This window comes from Pseudomonas sp. FW305-3-2-15-C-LB1, from assembly GCF_058787615.1.
This window is the reverse complement of the sequence record NZ_JBYSZX010000002.1, coordinates 170685-185764: the sequence shown is the minus strand read 5'-3', so window position 1 is coordinate 185764 and position 15080 is coordinate 170685. Positions and strand designations below refer to the sequence as shown.

Annotated in this window: 17 protein-coding genes; 7 read left to right on the top strand and 10 right to left on the bottom strand. The window is 62.0% G+C overall.

The features are described from left to right. Positions 1-1347 carry an NCS2 family permease gene (locus AC3WP7_RS04715; protein ID WP_071490777.1) on the bottom strand — a complete coding sequence of 449 codons (1347 nt, stop codon included), beginning with the start codon at positions 1345-1347 and terminating at the stop codon, positions 1-3. A 179-nt stretch (positions 1348-1526) separates the two neighbouring features. Continuing rightward, positions 1527-1961: a MarR family winged helix-turn-helix transcriptional regulator gene (locus tag AC3WP7_RS04710; RefSeq protein ID WP_071492751.1), complete on the bottom strand. Its 435-nt coding sequence runs from the start codon at positions 1959-1961 to the stop codon at positions 1527-1529. Between the two features lie 81 nt (positions 1962-2042). Between AC3WP7_RS04710 and AC3WP7_RS04705 the strand changes: the two genes are divergently transcribed. Beyond that, positions 2043-3209, top strand: coding sequence for an aminotransferase-like domain-containing protein (locus tag AC3WP7_RS04705; protein ID WP_093122410.1), 1167 nt, complete (start codon positions 2043-2045; stop codon positions 3207-3209). Positions 3210-3219: 10 nt separating this feature from the next. Further along, positions 3220-3822, top strand: a complete 603-nt coding sequence (locus AC3WP7_RS04700) for a glutathione S-transferase family protein (protein WP_092243169.1) — start codon at positions 3220-3222, stop codon at positions 3820-3822. Here the strand turns inward: AC3WP7_RS04700 and AC3WP7_RS04695 are convergent. Beyond that, a complete protein-coding gene (locus AC3WP7_RS04695; protein WP_102592335.1) occupies positions 3819-4730 on the bottom strand; it encodes a LysR family transcriptional regulator in 912 nt (303 codons plus the stop codon). The genes AC3WP7_RS04700 and AC3WP7_RS04695 overlap by 4 nt on opposite strands. 111 nt (positions 4731-4841) lie before the next feature. Here AC3WP7_RS04695 and AC3WP7_RS04690 point away from each other — a divergent pair, with 111 nt between their 5' ends. The 3 genes from AC3WP7_RS04690 to AC3WP7_RS04680 are packed head-to-tail and all read left to right on the top strand — an operon-like array spanning position 4842 to position 7778. Further along, positions 4842-6134: a CitMHS family transporter gene (locus tag AC3WP7_RS04690; protein ID WP_071490772.1), complete on the top strand. Its 1293-nt coding sequence runs from the start codon at positions 4842-4844 to the stop codon at positions 6132-6134. Between the two features lies 1 nt (position 6135). After that, a complete protein-coding gene (locus AC3WP7_RS04685) occupies positions 6136-7461 on the top strand; it encodes an acyclic terpene utilization AtuA family protein (RefSeq protein ID WP_102592334.1) in 1326 nt (441 codons plus the stop codon). After that, positions 7458-7778, top strand: coding sequence for an AtuA-related protein (locus tag AC3WP7_RS04680; RefSeq protein WP_071490770.1), 321 nt, complete (start codon positions 7458-7460; stop codon positions 7776-7778). Before AC3WP7_RS04685 ends, AC3WP7_RS04680 begins: the two co-directional genes overlap by 4 nt. Before the next feature lie 108 nt (positions 7779-7886). Here AC3WP7_RS04680 and AC3WP7_RS04675 read toward each other — a convergent pair whose 3' ends face one another. The 5 genes from AC3WP7_RS04675 to AC3WP7_RS04655 all read right to left on the bottom strand — a co-directional run bounded on the left by AC3WP7_RS04675 (position 7887) and on the right by AC3WP7_RS04655 (position 10670). Then, positions 7887-8258 carry a glutathione S-transferase N-terminal domain-containing protein gene (locus AC3WP7_RS04675; RefSeq protein ID WP_092243183.1) on the bottom strand — a complete coding sequence of 124 codons (372 nt, stop codon included), beginning with the start codon at positions 8256-8258 and terminating at the stop codon, positions 7887-7889. A 101-nt stretch (positions 8259-8359) separates the two neighbouring features. After that, entirely contained in the window at positions 8360-8905 is a 546-nt protein-coding gene (gene folE, locus AC3WP7_RS04670) for a GTP cyclohydrolase I FolE (protein ID WP_003236739.1), read from the bottom strand. A gap of 78 nt (positions 8906-8983) precedes the next feature. Further along, positions 8984-9541 (bottom strand): Smr/MutS family protein, encoded by a 558-nt coding sequence (locus tag AC3WP7_RS04665; protein ID WP_058424628.1) that lies wholly within the window; start codon positions 9539-9541, stop codon positions 8984-8986. A 75-nt stretch (positions 9542-9616) separates the two neighbouring features. Next, positions 9617-9937 carry a hypothetical protein gene (locus AC3WP7_RS04660; protein WP_058424627.1) on the bottom strand — a complete coding sequence of 107 codons (321 nt, stop codon included), beginning with the start codon at positions 9935-9937 and terminating at the stop codon, positions 9617-9619. A gap of 142 nt (positions 9938-10079) precedes the next feature. Then, a complete protein-coding gene (locus AC3WP7_RS04655; protein ID WP_092243189.1) occupies positions 10080-10670 on the bottom strand; it encodes a cysteine hydrolase family protein in 591 nt (196 codons plus the stop codon). Positions 10671-10909: 239 nt separating this feature from the next. Here AC3WP7_RS04655 and prmB point away from each other — a divergent pair, with 239 nt between their 5' ends. Continuing rightward, the gene (gene prmB / locus AC3WP7_RS04650; RefSeq protein WP_071490767.1) at positions 10910-11818 is read left to right on the top strand and encodes a 50S ribosomal protein L3 N(5)-glutamine methyltransferase; all 909 of its coding nucleotides are present in this window, start codon (positions 10910-10912) and stop codon (positions 11816-11818) included. Positions 11819-11966: 148 nt separating this feature from the next. On the opposite strand, the gene AC3WP7_RS04645 is transcribed toward prmB, so the two are convergent. After that, positions 11967-12773 carry a hypothetical protein gene (locus tag AC3WP7_RS04645; protein ID WP_058424625.1) on the bottom strand — a complete coding sequence of 269 codons (807 nt, stop codon included), beginning with the start codon at positions 12771-12773 and terminating at the stop codon, positions 11967-11969. Positions 12774-12872: 99 nt separating this feature from the next. Beyond that, complete coding sequence (locus tag AC3WP7_RS04640) at positions 12873-13835, bottom strand: alpha/beta hydrolase (protein WP_102592333.1); 963 nt, start codon at positions 13833-13835, stop codon at positions 12873-12875. A 143-nt stretch (positions 13836-13978) separates the two neighbouring features. On the opposite strand from AC3WP7_RS04640, the gene aroC reads away from it, so the two are divergent. Beyond that, the gene (gene aroC / locus AC3WP7_RS04635) at positions 13979-15070 is read left to right on the top strand and encodes a chorismate synthase (protein WP_071490765.1); all 1092 of its coding nucleotides are present in this window, start codon (positions 13979-13981) and stop codon (positions 15068-15070) included. Positions 15071-15080 lie beyond the last annotated feature (10 nt).

The following is a 15080-nucleotide window of genomic DNA, read 5'->3' as shown; positions in this document are numbered from 1 at the left end:
TTATAGAAATATGAATTTCGCGATGAAAATCGCGCACAGCACCCACAGGCTCACGGAGATCTCGCGGTACTTGCCGGTACCGGCCTTGAGGGCCACGTAGGTGATAAACCCCAGGGCAATCCCATCGGCGACCGAGAACGTCAGCGGCATCATGATCGCGGTGACAATCGCCGGAATGCTGTCGGTGGCTTCATCCCAGTTGATATGGGCCATGCTCGCCATCATCAGCATTGCCACGTAAATCAGCGCACCTGCGGTGGCATAGGCCGGAATCATCCCGGCCAGCGGTGCGAAAAACATCGCGGCCACAAACAGCACGCCGACGGTGACGGCGGTCAACCCGGTACGGCCACCTGCGGCCACGCCCGCAGCACTTTCCACGTAGCTGGTCACCGGCGGCACACCGACCATGGCACCGAACACGCTGGAGGCACTGTCGGCCTTCAATGCACGGGACAGGTTGTCGATCTTGCCGTCGGCATTGACCAATCCGGCCCGTTGCGCGACGCCCATCAGTGTACCCGCGGTGTCGAACATGTGTACAAAAAGAAAGGCAAATACCACGCTGATCATGCTGACATTGAACACACCCGCTACGTCCATCGCCATCCAGGTCGGCGCCAGGCTCGGTGGGGTGGAGATGAAACCGTTGTAATGCACCAGGCCCAGGCCCCAGCCGGCGAGCGTCACGGCGATGATGCTGATCAGGATCGCGCCGAAAACCCGGTGGTAGCTGAGAATCGCGATCAGTAAGAAGCACACCGCCGCCAACAGCGGCGCAGGCTCATGCAAGGAGCCGAGCTTGATGAGGGTCGCCGGGCTGTCGACGATGATGCCGGCGGTCTTCAGGCCGATCACCCCGAGGAACAACCCCACGCCGGCACCCATGGCGTGGCGCAGGCTGACGGGGATGCTGTTGAGCAGCCATTCACGCACCCGGGACAGGGTCAGGAACATGAACAACACACCGGAGATAAACACGGCGCCGAGGGCGGTCTGCCAGGTGTAGCCCATGGTACCAACCACGGTGTAGGTGAAAAACGCATTCAAACCCATGCCCGGCGCCAGGCCCACGGGCCAGTTGGCATACAGCCCCATCAACAGGCAACCGAGTGCGGCGGCGATGCAGGTGGCGACGAACGCCGCACCGTGATCGATGCCCGCGTCGGCCATGATGTTAGGGTTGACGAAGATGATGTAGGCCATGGTGATGAAGGTGGTGAGGCCGGCGATCAGCTCGGTCTTCACTGTGGTGCCATGCAAGCGCAGTTTGAACAGGCGTTCCAGCCAGCCGTTTGGTGAGGGGGCAAGGTCCAGCGTCGGGGCTTCGGATTTGCGGCTATCCACAGCGAGTACTCCTCAAGCATTTTATTGTTATGGCCAGCGCGCAAGCGCTGAGAGGTACTGGCGGGTTTGTTGACCAATAGGTCAGGAACTCGCACGAAGCGAATTATGCTTTTGTATACAAATAAAGCAAATAATGTTTTCTATCCGCTGCACCAAATAGATGAAAGGCAACCACAGGGTCAGGGCTGGTTGGCGAGCGCCTGATTCACCGCCAGCCACCCAACCACCGCGTCTTCACCGGCGTCACTGAAGGCACGTTGCAGCAACTTCACCTGTTCGCGGCGCAGTGACTGTTCGAAGCGCAGGCCTTCCTCGGTCAATTCCAGCAGGCGTTTGCGCTTGTCTGTCTCGGACGCGACGCTGTTGACCAGGTGCATCTCCTGCAATTGGCGCAGAGGGATGTTCAGTGCCTGCTTGCTCACACCGAGCAGTTCCAGCAGTTCCTTCACGCTCAGCGCCGGGTAGCGCGCGATGAAAAACACGATGCGCTGATGCACCCGGCTCAGCCCGCGGCGCTCGAGCATTTCGTCGGCCTTGGCGGTAAACGCCTGGTAGCCGAAGAAAAACGCTTCCATCGCGGCCTGCTGGGCGGTTGGGTTTTTAAGGTCAAGCATATTGACGTATCCGTGCGAGTCGTCGTAATTTCGGTCAACCAGTTTGACGTATTTCCCACAGTCTTCGCTACCGGTGACCCCATGGCCTTCTCTGAACGTGTTACGCGCCTCAAAAGCTCCCTGATCCGTGAAATCCTCGCGGCAGCCCAGCGCCCGGAAGTGATGTCGTTCGCCGGAGGCCTGCCAGCCGAAGCCATGCTGCCTGCCTTGAACTGGGACGACATGCCGCTGAACATCGGCCAGTACGGCATGAGCGAAGGCGAACCGCAGTTGCGCGAACTGCTCGCTGCCGAGGCGCGTGCCCTGGGCGTGCCGTGCCAGGCCAGCCAGGTGCTGGTGGTCAGCGGCTCCCAGCAGACCCTCGACCTGGCGGCCAAGCTGTACATCGACAAGGGCACCCGGATCCTGCTGGAAGGCCCGACCTACCTGGCCGCGTTGCAGATCTTCCAACTGTTCGGCGCCGATTGCCTCACCGTGCCACTGGACGCCGACGGCCCGGACCTGAATGCGTTGCGTGCCAACCTTGAACGCCATCGCCCGGCGTTCATCTACCTGATCCCGACCTTCCAGAACCCCTCGGCCGTGCGCTACAGCGAGGCCAAGCGCGAAGCCGTCGCCGCCTTGCTCGACGAATTCAGCGTGACCCTGATCGAAGACGAACCCTACCGCGAACTGACTTTCGACGGCGGCAGCGCCAGACCCATCGTCGGGCGCCTGAAAAAAGCCAGCTGGATCTACACCGGCACCGTGTCCAAGACCCTGTTGCCGGGCCTGCGCGTGGGCTATCTGATCGCCAGCCCGGACCTGTTCCCGCACCTGCTCAAGCTCAAGCAATCGGCGGACCTGCACACCAACCGCGTCGGCCAATGGCAGGCCATGCAGTGGATCGGCACGGAGCAATACCAGCAGCACCTGACTCAACTGCGCGGCTTTTATCGCGAGCGCCGCGATGCTTTCCAGTCGGCGTTGGAGCGTCACTTCGTCGAGCTGGCCGACTGGCAGGTGCCCCAGGGCGGTTTATTCTTCTGGCTGACCTTGAAACAGCCGCTCGACACCCGCACCTTGTTGGCTCAAGCGCTCGACCAGAACGTCGCGTTCATGCCCGGTGAACCGTTCTTTTCCGAGCCCGACCGACACCTGGGTTCGTTGCGGCTCAATTTCAGCCATATCGACCCGGCCCGTTTGGACGAAGGTCTCAAGCGCCTGGCCGCGGTGGTCCGTCAAGCACAGCACGCGCAAGCGGCATAAGGGGAGCCCCATGTACAAGGTTTATGGCGATTACAAGTCGGGCAACTGCTACAAGGTCAAATTGATGCTCAGCCTGCTGGGCATCCCGTATCAATGGATCGATGTGGACATCCTCAAGGGTGACACCCAGACCGCCGAGTTCCTGGCGAAGAACCCCAACGGCAAGATCCCCGTGCTGGAACTGGAAGACGGCACCTGCCTGTGGGAGTCCAACGCGATCCTCAACTTCCTTGCCGATGGCAGCGAGTTCCTGCCCACCGAACCGCGCCTGCGCACCCAAGTGTTGCAGTGGCAGTTCTTCGAGCAGTACAGCCATGAGCCGTACATTGCGGTGGCGCGGTTTATCCAGTTTTACCTGGGCCTGCCCGAGGACCGCCTGGAGGAATACAAGAAACTGCACAAAGGCGGTTACAAGGCACTCAAGGTCATGGAGCGCCAACTGCAACTGACGCCGTACCTGGTGGGCGAGCAGTTCTCCATCGCCGATGTGGCCTTGTATGCCTATACCCATGTAGCCAATGAGGGTGGTTTTGAGCTGGAGGCTTATCCGGCTGTGCAGGCGTGGTTGAAGAGGGTTGCCAGCCATCCCAAGCATGTGGCCATGCTCGGTTAAACCTGTGGGAGGGGGCTTGCTCCTCCCACATTCAGTTCTTCGTTCAGCAAGTCAAAGCAGCGTTGCGCCGCCGGGCTCAGGCCCATCCCGCTGCGACTGATCAACCCGATCTCCCGGTTTACGCCGGGATGCTCGATGTAGATGCGCTTCAACCCCGCCAGGCTGTCCGCCGCCGATTCCGGCAGCACACTGATCCCCAACCCTTGGCGCACCAGTGCCAGCACCGTCGACATGTAGTTGGCCTCCATGCCCGCGTTCATCGTCAGGCGTGTCTCATCGAACAGCGCATCCACTTGCTCGCGCACGCTGCTGTCGCGGCCAGTGAGGATGATCGGCTGGTCCGCCAGTTGTTCCAGGGTCAGTTTGCGATGGCGGGTCAGCGGATGACCGACCGGTACAAACGCGCACAGGCGATCGTTCAGCACTGGCACGAATTCCAGGCCATGGCTGAGCCGTGCACGCACGCCAATGCCGAAATCCACCTCGCCGGACCGCACCTGGGCGTGTATGCGATGGGCCACCAGGTCATGCAGGCGCACTTCGATTCCGGCAAAGCGCTCGCGAAACAGGCGCAGTACCGGTGGCAGGCTGCCGGCACAGACCGAGGGCAGGGCGGCGATGGTCACCACGCCTCGGCGCAACGCCGCCAGGTCGCGAGACCCGCTGACGATGTTGTCCAGGTCCAGCAGCAGTTTTTCCATTGGCCCGCGGGCCTCCTGGCCGGCGGCGGTAATACTGACGTGGCGCGGGCTGCGGTCGAGCAGGGCGACGCCGAGCCAGTCTTCCAGTTGTTGCACCTGCACCGTCAGCGCAGAAGGCGACAGATGCAGCTCATTGGCCGCCTTGGTGAAACTGCCAGTACGGGCCACCGCAAGAAACGCCTGAATGTGTTGGATACTGTTCTTCATTTTGTTTTTCCGAACACTAGCGGGTGAATATTCCAATTTACAAAGACTAACCTGCTTCCAATACTCCAGGGAAAACAATAACCGGCCAAAAAGGTCGCTCTGGAGTAACCCATGCTCGCTACCCTGGGTGTCATCACCATCCTGTGCCTGCTCGCTGCCGTCATGAGCAAACGCCTCTCGCCGCTGGTGGCCCTGATCGCCTTGCCGATCATCGCCGCACTGCTCGGCGGGTTCGGCCTGCAAACCAGCGCCTTCATCATCACCGGTATCAAGAACGTCGCCCCCGTGGTCGGCATGTTCGTCTTTGCGATCCTGTTTTTCGGGATCATGACCGATGCTGGCATGCTCGACCCCATCATTGATCGCATCCTGCGCACGGTAGGGACGCGTCCTACACGCATTGTTGTAGGCACCGCGACCCTGGCGCTGCTGGTACACCTGGACGGCTCCGGCGCGGTGACGTTCCTGGTGACGGTGCCGGCGATGTTGCCGCTGTATACGCGGCTGGGTATCGATAAGCGCATCCTGGCCTGTGTCTGCGCGATGGCGGCCGGAGTCAACTTCCTGCCGTGGACGGGCCCGGTGCTGCGCTCGTCAGCGGCCCTGCACGTGCCGGTGGCGGACCTGTTCCAGCCGTTGATCCCGGTGCAGATCGTCGGCCTGATCTTTGTGTTTGCCTGTGCCTGGTGGCTGGGCCGTCGCGAAGAAAAACGCCTGGGCCTCGGCGCCGGCTCCACGGTGGATGCGGTGCCGCAACGGGTGCTCAGTGAAGACGATATCAAGCTGCGTCGCCCGCGCCTGTTCTGGGTCAACCTGATCCTGACCGTGCTGGTGATGGTGGTGATGATCGCCGGCTGGGTCGACCCGGTGGTGATGTTCATGCTCGGCACCGTAGTGGCGTTGTGCATCAACTACCCGAACGTAGATGCCCAGCGTGCCCGCATCGATGCCCATGCCAAGACCGCCCTGACCATGGCCAGTATCCTGCTGGCCGCCGGGGTGTTCACCGGGATCATGCAGGGCACCGGCATGCTCAAGGCTATCGCCGAAGTAGCGGTGGCGCAGATTCCGGCGGGTCACGGCAAGTTGATCCCGGCGGTGGTGGGGTTCATTTCCATGCCGTTGAGCATGCTGTTCGACCCCGATTCCTACTATTTCGGCGTGATGCCGGTGATCGCCGAAGTCGGCAAGGCCCTGGGCGTCGACCCGCTGCAAGTGGCCCAGGCCTCGTTGCTGGGGGTGCACACCACCGGCTTCCCGGTCAGCCCGCTGACCCCTGCGACTTTCCTGTTGGTGGGCCTGTGCAAGATCGAGTTGGCCGATCACCAGCGCTTCACCATTCCGTTTCTGTTTGCCGCGTCGGTGTTGATGACCCTGACCGCGTTGCTCCTGGGAGTGATTTGAGATGAAAACCTTGCGCATCGGTTCTGGTGCCGGCTATTCCGGCGACCGTATCGAACCTGCGGTCGAGTTGGCCGAACACGGCGACCTGGATTACCTGGTATTCGAATGCCTGGCTGAACGCACCATCGCCTTGGCGCAACAGGCGCGGATCAGCGATCCGCAGGGCGGTTACGATCCGCTGTTGAGTGAGCGCATGCGCCGGGTGCTGCCGTTTGTGGGGGTGCAGACCGGGCGCCGTCGCCTGCGGGTGATCACCAATATGGGCGCGGCCAATCCAGTGTCGGCGGCGGCCGAAGTGCGGCGAATTGCTGTTGAGGCGGGCCTGGATCTCAAGGTACTCGCTGTGGTGGGCGACGATGTGTTGACGATGTTGCAGCCCGAGTTTTTGCTGGATAACGGCCAGACCGTCGGCTCTTTGGGCGAACGGTTGATCTCTGCGAATGCCTACCTGGGCGTCGACGGCATTCTGCAGGCATTGCACGCCGATGCGGACGTGGTGATCACCGGGCGCGTGGCCGATCCCTCGCTGTTCCTGGCGCCGCAGATGTTTGAGTTCGGCTGGATGGCGGACGATTGGCCGCGGCTGGGGCGCGGCACCTTGGTGGGGCATTTGCTCGAATGTGCCGGGCAAGTCAGCGGTGGGTATTTTGCCGACCCGGGTTTCAAGGATGTGGATGACCTGGCGCGCCTGGGTTTCCCGCTGGCCGAGATTGATGCTGACGGCCAGGCCGTGATCACCAAGGTCACCGGCTCCGGTGGGCGGGTCAGCCGTGCCACCTGCACCGAGCAACTGATCTACGAAGTGCATGATCCGGCGGCCTATCTGACGCCGGATGTGACCGCCGATTTTTCCCGGGTGTGCTTTGTCGAGGAGGGCGTTGATCGCGTTCGCGCCCAAGGCGCTGGTGGTCGCTCGCGTCCCGAACGGTTGAAGGTGAGTGTTGGATATCTGGACGGCTGGATCGGCGAAGGGCAGATGTCCTACGGCGGCCCCGGTGCTGTCGCACGGGCGCAGCTGGCGCGGGATGTCGTGCTCAAGCGCCTTGAGTTGATAGGCGTGAAGATGCAGGACGTGCGTGCCGAACTGATCGGCATGGACTCGCTGCACGGCCCGCGCAGCACGGTGGAGCCCTGGGAAGTGCGCCTGCGCGTGGCGGCTCGCTGTGAAGAGCGCAGCGAAGCGGTGCGCGTCGGCAACGAAGTAGAAACCCTTTACACCAATGGCCCGTCCGGTGGCGGCGGCGCGAGCAAGAGCGTGCGGCAGGTGGTGGCGGTGGCGTCGTTGCTGCTGCCGCGTGATGCGGTCAACCCGAGGATCGAAGCATGAAGCTGCACACACTGGCCCATTCCCGCACGGGGGATAAGGGCGATACGTCGAACATTTCGATCATTGCCTATCGTGCCGAGGATTACCCCTGGCTCTGCGAACAGCTGACCGTCGAGCGTGTGGCTGGGTTTTTTGCGGATCTACTGGAGCCAGGCGCCGCACCGGTGCGGCGCTATGAGCTGGCGAATGTACAGGCACTGAACTTCGTGCTGCCGGGCATCCTGCGCGGCGGTGTGACCCGCTCGCTGGCGCTGGATGCCCATGGCAAGTGCCTGGGCTCTGCACTGCTGGACATTGATTTGCCAATAATGAACTAAGTGTGTGAGGGGGCTTGCCCCCGATAGCAGAGTGTCAGTCACACATAAGTTGACTGATACACCGCCATCGGGGGCAAGCCCCCTCCCACATTGGATATCCAGTGTCTGTCAGACCGCAGCGAAACGCTTGTCGAGGTAATCGATGATCACCTTGGAGTCATACATCCAGGTGGTCTGGCCATTCTCTTCAATGCGCAGGCAGGGCACCTTGATCTTGCCGCCTTGCTCCAGCAGGGTCTGGCGGTCCTGCTCGTTGTTCTTCGCGTCCTTCAACGCCACCGGCACATTCAGGCGGTGCAGGGTGCGACGGGTCTTCACGCAGAACGGGCAGGCGTGGAACTGATACAGGGTCAGTTCCTTGGCCGCTGCATTCACCTGCGCCTGCTGTTCGGCGGGGCGCTGTTTTTTACGGGGACGGGTCAGGAAGTCGCCCGCGATGATGATCTGGCCGAGGCCGACTCGAAGTGCTTTGACCAACATGGTTTAAACCTCTTGCCCATAACTGAGGGGCGGCAGCTTACCTGAATTCTGCGGGCGAAAAAAAACCGGCGATGAACGCCGGTCTTTTCCTAAGCAGCCCGTTACTTGATCAGGCTGAGGAATTCGCTGCGGGTCGCCGCGTTTTCGCGGAACTCACCCAGCATCACCGAAGTGATCATCGACGAATTCTGTTTCTCCACACCGCGCATCATCATGCACATGTGCTTGGCCTCGATCACCACGGCCACGCCCAGGGCACCGGTGACTTGCAACACCGCGTCGGCGATCTGGCGGCTGAGGTTTTCCTGGATCTGCAGGCGGCGGGCATACATGTCGACAATCCGCGCGACCTTGGACAGGCCCAGCACTTTGCCGCTCGGGATGTAGGCAACGTGGGCCTTGCCGATAAACGGCAGCAGGTGGTGTTCGCACAGCGAGTACAACTCGATGTCCTTGACCAGCACCATTTCGCTGTTGTCGGAGCTGAACAAGGCACCGTTGGTGACTTCTTCCAGTGTCTGCTCATAGCCGCGGCAGAGGTACTGCATCGCCTTGGCGGCACGTTTTGGCGTGTCGAGCAGGCCCTCGCGGGAAACGTCCTCGCCGAGTTGGCCGAGGATCGCGGTGTAATTCTGTTCCAGGGACATGAAACTACCTGTGGGATTTTCGCAAAGCGCAAGGTTACGGTGGCGGGCACATCGCTGCAAGCCTGACGATGGCACTTGTTACTCGTCGCGCCCTTCCATCATGGTCCGCTTGAGCATCACATACACCGCCCCCGCGCCGCCGTGGCGGGCCTGGCACGAGGTAAAGCCGAGTACCTGGGCGTGCTGGCGCAGCCAGGTGTTGACGTGGCTCTTGATCATCGGCCGCTTGCCGTCCAGCCGCACGGCCTTGCCATGGGTGACGCGCACGCAGCGGATTTCGAATTTGGTGGCTTCGGCGAGGAAGGCCCACAGGGTTTCGCGGGCTTTTTCCACGGTCATGCCGTGCAGGTCGAGACTCCCTTCGAACGGGATCTGGCCGATCTTGAGCTTGCGCATCTGGCTTTCCTGCACACCGTCGCGGGCCCACATCAGCTCGTCTTCGGGGCCGACGTCGATCACGAACTGGTCCGACAGGCCGTCCACGGTGGTGGCATCGGTGCGCACGGTCGCGGCCTGGCGCAGCTTGGCGATCTGCGCGCGGTCGGCCTTGGGTTTGCCGGTGTCGGCGCGGTCGTGCTTGATCGGCTTGACGCCGCGCAGCTCGTTTTTGAACAGGGAAAAATCGTCGTCTTGCATGTCAGCCTCCGCGAAGGGCGGGCAGTTTACCTAAATCGCGGCGGCCGGGGCGCAGGAAACGCTATCCAAGCGCCATCAGTCGTGTTTTTTCATCAGGTGCGAAGCGATATTAAGCGACAACGGCTGGCGCATTTTTCGGCGGCTGCGCCGCCACAACCATACGCCCAACCACAGTACCAGCAGCCCGATCCCCAACAGGATAGCCGAGCCGCCAGGGCTGGCATTCAGCTCGCCAAGGGCCGGCGAGTGACCAGACAGACCGGCGCCACCAGCGCCGGCCAAGAGCAGACCTACGATCGCCAGCAGCGCGGCGATGCCGGCAACCAGGCGCAGACGCCAGTTGCTCGGGCCCTTGGGGCGCAAGCGACGAGCATCAAAACCATCGGATATCTTCATTCCGACCTTTCCTCCAGGGTATCGGCCCTTCGACCGGACAATACACAGGTTGTTCCGGGGCGAGGGGTAAATGCGCCAAATGAAAAGGCTTTGCGGATGAGCGGGGCAATAAACATTGCCGCACCGCTCATCAGAAGGTCGATCAGATCAGGTCTTTGGTCAACGCCAGGGTGGCGAAGTTGTCGGCCATGATGGCCATTTCGGTCTGCTGTACGTGCGCGGCGCTCAGGATGCCGCCTTTGTAAGGCAGGTCGCGGGTAGCGCAGGCGTCTTCCACCAGGGTGCAGCGAAAGCCCAGGTTCTTGGCGGCACGCACGGTGGTGCTGACGCTGGAGTGGCTCATGAAGCCGCAGACGATCAGGTCCAGGGAACCGAGGTCCTGCAGGTGTTTTTCCAGGCCGGTGCCGTGAAATGCGCTGGGCAGCAGTTTGCCGATGATGGTTTCGTCGCCTGCAGGCTCGAGGCCCGGGATGAACTCACCTCGTTCGCCTTGCGGGTCGAACAAGCCGCCAACGGTGCCCAGGTGACGCACATGCACGATCGGGCGCCCGGCGTTGCGCGCTGCGGCGACCAGTTGCTTGATGTTACCAACGGCCGCGTCCATGCCGGAGAGGGCGAGCGGGCCGCTGAGGTATTCCTTCTGGGCGTCGATGATCACGAGGGTCGCATGGCTGAGGTTCGCAGCTGCGTAACCACGACCGCTGAGTTGAAACATCGTCTTTGGAACGGACATTCTGGGGCTCCTGTGAGGGGGGCTTTTGCGACATTGTCCACTGGCTGAGCGGTTCTGTGAATCGCTACCATCGTAAGGTACGCCGTTGTTGACGTGTAGCCATGTCAAGAGGTGGGCCTGTTTGACACAATGATGGCAATTCGGATGAAATCCGACGGATGGGCGCGGGGTTTCGTACATCGTCGGTACAGGTGAAGGCTGTTAGAATCACCAGTCGTTTTTTCCAGGAGCTTGCCCCCGTGATCACATCCCGCCTGCGCACGTTGCGCGACCACATCCGTTGGGCTGTCAGCCGTTTCCATGGGGAAGACCTGTTTTTCGGGCATGGCACTGACAATGCCTGGGATGAAGCCCGTCAATTGGTGCTCGGCGCGTTGAACTTGCCGTGGGAGATTGCCGACAGTTATCTGGACTGCAACCTGGAGGAAGAGGAAGTTTCCCATGTGCAACGTTTGCTGCACAGGCGCATCCATGAGCGCGTGCCCACCGCGTACCTGTTGAACGAAGCGTGGTTCTGCGGCATGTCGTTCATCGTCGACGAACGCGTGCTCATCCCCCGTTCACCGATCGGCGAACTGATCGAAAACCGCTTCGAACCCTGGCTGGCGCAACCGCCGGCACGCATTCTCGACCTGTGCACCGGCTCCGGCTGTATCGGCATTGCCTGTGCCTACGAGTTCCAGGACGCCGAAGTGGTGCTGGGCGACCTGTCGTTCGAAGCCCTGGAAGTGGCCAACCAGAACATCGAGCGCCATGGCGTCGATGAGCGCGTGTACACCGTGCAGGGTGACGGTTTCGACGGTCTGCCGGGCCAGCGTTTTGACCTGATCGTGTCGAACCCGCCGTATGTGGATGCCGAAGATTTCGCCGACATGCCCGACGAATACCAGCACGAACCGGAACTGGGCCTGGCCTGTGGCGATGATGGCTTGAACCTGGTGCGGCGCATGCTGGCCGAAGCGGCGGACCACCTGACCGAGAAAGGTTTGCTGATCGTGGAGGTGGGCAACAGCCAGGTGCACGTCGAGGCGTTGTACCCGGAAGTGGACTTCGCCTGGCTGGACTTCCAGCGTGGTGGGCATGGGGTGTTCATGTTGACGGCGGAGCAGTGCCGCCAACATCAGGCGGTGTTTGCCGCCCGCGTTTAACCCACCTTACTGAACGAATAGGGCCAATGTGGGAGTGGGCTTGCCCCCGATGGCGGTGGATCAGTCAGCTACTCCAAATACTGACACTCAGCTATCGGGGGCAAGCCCCCTCCCACATTCAGACCTTATTTCAAGGCATAGACTCATTTCAGCGGTGGGTGGCAATCCAGATCAACAACCCCGCCTGAAACACCGTAAACGCCACCAGGCAGGTGATGGTAAAGCGCAACCCGCTGTCCTCACGCTTGAACTTGGTGACCTTTTCCTCTTCCTTGCGCAGCTTCACTTCCTGCTCCGCCAGGTTCTGCTCAGCCTGTTGCAGCATCTGCGCGGCTTCGAGAATCTCCACGAACTGCACCTTCTCGGTGTTCCAACTGTCCAGCACATCACCGACCTTGCCCGGCTGCACATTACCTTTGAGGTGTTGCACATCGGCGTAGGCCACATCAAAGCCCTGGATGCGCAGGAAGTGATCGCGGCGCAGGCGGGTGGCCTCGTTCAAGGCATCTTTGTTGGCCAGGTCGACGCCGTCGACGCGGTAGTGTGACCACTTCTTCTTCGCCCACGCGGCGCCCTGGGCCACCAGGAAGCGACCGATACCCCGGTTGGCTGGTTCGATTTCCAGGCTGTTGCCAGGGCCGAAGTGCACACGGTGCTTGTCGTGGTCGACCCAGATATCCAGGTGGTTCTGCTCACGGCGCACGCGCTGCCCTGGCAGCTGGATGACCATGCGCAGCAGGCTGTGGTGTTTGTCATTGCGCTCGGCGTAGCCGAACTGCACGAACCGCAACGGCCGCACGCCAGTGGCACGGTCGGTGGCCAGGGGGGCCAGGCGCAGCATCTTGAAATGCTCGGCCTGGACATCCGCCCACGGTAGGGGCGCCGCGTCGACGGCCTCGGTTTTTTCAGCCGGGGTGTCGGCGGTGGATTCCGGTGTTGCTTCAGTGGTTGTCATGCGGCGCGATCCTGTCCAAGCCCAGCGAGCCGACAGTCTTTTTACTGTCGACCCAGGGCTTATCGGCCGGTTTTCCCAGGACTGGAGGCAAATAGTCGCTTAATGGGGTTGAAGTCCTTCGATAAAACGCACGACGCGGCTGCCCAGTTCGGCGGCGAGGGGTAGTTGCGGATCGTTGTAGGAGGCCAATTGTTGCTTCACATCTTTGGGCACGATGCGCATCACGTGGTTCATGCCTTCGATCACCGCCAACTGCGCGTCGGGCTTGGCCTTTTTCAATTGCTGGGCGTCGCTCACACCCACCTGGATATCGTGGGTGCCCTGGATGATCAGCGCGGGCATGCGCAACTGGGCGAAAGCGGCCGATGGGTCGGCACGGAACAGGCTGATCAGGTACGGCTGCACGCTGGGGCGGAAAATACCTTGCAGCGGGCCAGGCACGTCGGCATCCACCTGGCCGGCCTTGAGGTGATCGAGGATCTCGTTGCTGCGCAGCAGCAGGGCGGGGGGCAGGTGATCGGCCAACTGCTGGCGGATCACCTGGTCTACCGGGCGTGCGCTGCCGGACAACGAAATGACGCCGGCCGGGTCCAGTTGCGGCGCGGCGAGGGCCGCCACCAAGGCCCCTTCGCTATGACCCAGCACAATCAACGGCCCCAGGCGTCTGTCGGCCTTGAGCAGCTTGCCCCAGGCCACGGCATCGGCCACGTAGGCATCCAGGGTCAGGTTGCGCTCATCCGGCGTGGCCGCCAGGCTGGCCGCGACGCCGCGCTTGTCGTAGCGCACGCTGGCGATATTGTGCCGCGCCAGCACCCAGGCCAGGCGCTTGAGGCTGTCGTTGCGCGCGCCGTCGGCACTGTTGCCGTTGCGGTCGGTGGGACCGGAGCCGGCGATGATCAGTACAACCGGGACTGGCCTGTCGGATTTGGGCAACAAGAGTGAGCCAGACAGCTCGCCACTGCCGGTATCGAGGCTGATGGGCCTTTGCAGCACGACCGGGGAGGCGGCGAAGCCAACGCTGGAAAACAGGGTGAGGGTCAAAAGCAGAACTCGCAGCATCATCGCGCCATCATGAGGAAGGTGCCGGTTGGACCAAGGTCTACCCGGAAGGTTTCGAGGATGAACTACTCGGTTAGCCTGCGTATACTGGCCGCCTTAAGTTATTACGGTTGACTTGATTCAACTGATTTCACGGAGCGCCCTGCATGTCCGGCAATACCTTCGGCAAGCTGTTCACTGTCACCACCGCGGGCGAAAGCCATGGCCCGGCGTTGGTCGCCATTGTCGACGGCTGCCCGCCAGGCCTCGAACTGTCCCTGGAAGACCTGCAGCGTGACCTCGACCGCCGCAAGCCCGGCACCAGCCGCCACACCACCCAGCGCCAGGAGCCGGACGAAGTCGAGATCCTCTCCGGCGTGTTCGAAGGCCGCACCACCGGTTGCGCCATCGGCCTGCTGATCCGCAACACCGACCAGAAGTCCAAGGACTACTCGGCGATCAAGGACCTGTTCCGCCCGGCCCACGCCGACTACACCTACCACCACAAATACGGCGAGCGCGACTACCGTGGCGGCGGCCGCAGTTCGGCCCGCGAAACCGCCATGCGCGTGGCCGCCGGTGCCATTGCCAAGAAATACCTGGCCACCCAGGGCATCGTGATCCGGGGCTACATGAGCCAACTGGGTCCGATTGAAATCCCGTTCAAGACTTGGGACAGCGTCGAGGACAACGCCTTCTTCAGCCCGGACCCGGACAAGGTGCCGGAACTGGAAGCCTACATGGACCAGTTGCGCCGCGACCAGGATTCCGTCGGCGCGAGGATCACCGTGGTGGCCGAAGGCGTGAAGCCGGGACTGGGCGAGCCGATCTTCGACCGCCTCGATGCGGAACTGGCCCATGCGCTGATGAGCATCAACGCCGTCAAAGGCGTTGAAATCGGTGCCGGCTTTGCCTGTGTGTCCCAGCGTGGCACCGAGCACCGTGACGAGTTGACCCCGCAAGGCTTCCTCAGCAACAACGCGGGCGGCATCCTCGGCGGTATTTCCTCCGGCCAGCCGATCGTGGCGCACCTGGCGCTCAAGGCCACGTCGAGCATCACCACGCCAGGGCGTTCGATCGACGTGCATGGCAACCCGGTGGACGTGATCACCAAAGGCCGCCACGACCCATGCGTCGGCATCCGGGCCACCCCGATCGCCGAAGCGATGATGGCCATCGTGTTGATGGACCACCTGTTGCGCAATCGCGGGCAAAATGCCGATGTGCGCGTGAGTACGCCGGTGCTGGCCCAGTTGTGACGGCGCTGCT

Coding starts and splice junctions, on each gene's coding strand:
- AC3WP7_RS04675 (WP_092243183.1), bottom strand. CDS start 8,258: ATGTTGGTCAAAGCACTTCGAGTCGGCCTCGGCCAGATCATCATCGCG.
- AC3WP7_RS04700 (WP_092243169.1), top strand. CDS start 3,220: ATGTACAAGGTTTATGGCGATTACAAGTCGGGCAACTGCTACAAGGTC.
- AC3WP7_RS04660 (WP_058424627.1), bottom strand. CDS start 9,937: ATGAAGATATCCGATGGTTTTGATGCTCGTCGCTTGCGCCCCAAGGGC.
- aroC (WP_071490765.1), top strand. CDS start 13,979: ATGTCCGGCAATACCTTCGGCAAGCTGTTCACTGTCACCACCGCGGGC.
- AC3WP7_RS04695 (WP_102592335.1), bottom strand. CDS start 4,730: ATGAAGAACAGTATCCAACACATTCAGGCGTTTCTTGCGGTGGCCCGT.
- AC3WP7_RS04640 (WP_102592333.1), bottom strand. CDS start 13,835: ATGATGCTGCGAGTTCTGCTTTTGACCCTCACCCTGTTTTCCAGCGTT.
- folE (WP_003236739.1), bottom strand. CDS start 8,905: ATGTCCCTGGAACAGAATTACACCGCGATCCTCGGCCAACTCGGCGAG.
- AC3WP7_RS04690 (WP_071490772.1), top strand. CDS start 4,842: ATGCTCGCTACCCTGGGTGTCATCACCATCCTGTGCCTGCTCGCTGCC.
- AC3WP7_RS04645 (WP_058424625.1), bottom strand. CDS start 12,773: ATGACAACCACTGAAGCAACACCGGAATCCACCGCCGACACCCCGGCT.
- AC3WP7_RS04705 (WP_093122410.1), top strand. CDS start 2,043: ATGGCCTTCTCTGAACGTGTTACGCGCCTCAAAAGCTCCCTGATCCGT.
- AC3WP7_RS04685 (WP_102592334.1), top strand. CDS start 6,136: ATGAAAACCTTGCGCATCGGTTCTGGTGCCGGCTATTCCGGCGACCGT.
- AC3WP7_RS04665 (WP_058424628.1), bottom strand. CDS start 9,541: ATGCAAGACGACGATTTTTCCCTGTTCAAAAACGAGCTGCGCGGCGTC.
- AC3WP7_RS04680 (WP_071490770.1), top strand. CDS start 7,458: ATGAAGCTGCACACACTGGCCCATTCCCGCACGGGGGATAAGGGCGAT.
- AC3WP7_RS04655 (WP_092243189.1), bottom strand. CDS start 10,670: ATGTCCGTTCCAAAGACGATGTTTCAACTCAGCGGTCGTGGTTACGCA.
- AC3WP7_RS04710 (WP_071492751.1), bottom strand. CDS start 1,961: ATGCTTGACCTTAAAAACCCAACCGCCCAGCAGGCCGCGATGGAAGCG.